At 34.7% G+C, this 906-nt stretch carries 1 protein-coding gene; it reads left to right on the top strand.

What is annotated here, in order from left to right; translation table 11 throughout:
• Positions 1-86: 86 nt before the first annotated feature.
• Positions 87-906: toxin VasX (locus tag HMPREF3263_RS06235; protein ID WP_371113373.1), on the top strand; the 820-nt coding region annotated here is incomplete at its 3' end.

The raw sequence follows: 906 nt of genomic DNA, 5'->3' as shown, positions 1-906 counted from the left end.
ACTTGAAAAACAATTAGAACAAAAGTTCCCTGCACCCTTAGCCCGTGCAATACAATTATTTAATCTTTTAAATTTGGAGCAAGAAAATGGCAAATAAAGAACAAGATTATGAACCACAAGCAAAACCTGCCGATGAAGTAACCAAACAGTGCCAAGAATTTATTCGACTCTATCCCACAAGATCGGCATTAACAGACAGCGCATTTGAAAAAATTAAAAACACAGGAACAATACCAACTCCTCCAAAAGGAATAGCCGAAATGAATAGTGATTATGATCTCCGCCGTTTGCGTGATGGTTATATCTATATTTTGGCGACTAAAGCTGAATGTCAAAAGTTTAAAATAACTACTGAAGCATCTAATGGTGAAGCTTGGTATATTTATGACTGCAATAGTGATGGTGATAAACAAACATTTCATAAATGGTCTAAGAATTTTTTTGAGCAATGGGTTAAAGAACAATCTGAAAAGGATACATCTGAAAAGGATATATCTGAAAAGGATATATCTCAAAACGATACATCAAATGAGGTAAAAGAAGATAATTCTCAACAATTTGAAAAAAACAACAATGAAGAACTCGCAACTAGGGAAGCTCCTCAACAAGCGGAAATACCTGAAGTTAATGTAATAGGAACTCGACGTACTGCATTTATAGAATTAAATCGGGCAATTGAAACAGCATATATTATGTACTCGGAATTTAAGTTGCCATACGAACTATTGCAGGCAATAGAAAGAGATCCTTTAGTTAAGATGTTCTGGATGAAGAAAATTCCGACGAACGCACCTTCCAGCCTCACATTAGATATAAAAACGACAGAAAATATAGTTAATGATTTTGCTAGCACAACAAATTATGTACGAGACTATATCAGTAACTTATATCGTAGCCAGCCCATAG

Source organism: Haemophilus sp. HMSC61B11, from assembly GCF_001838615.1.
In the GTDB taxonomy this organism is placed as follows: Bacteria; Pseudomonadota; Gammaproteobacteria; order Enterobacterales; family Pasteurellaceae; genus Haemophilus_D; species Haemophilus_D parainfluenzae_AD.
The sequence above is the reverse complement of the archived record's forward strand: the minus strand, read 5'-3'. Positions and strand labels throughout refer to the sequence as shown.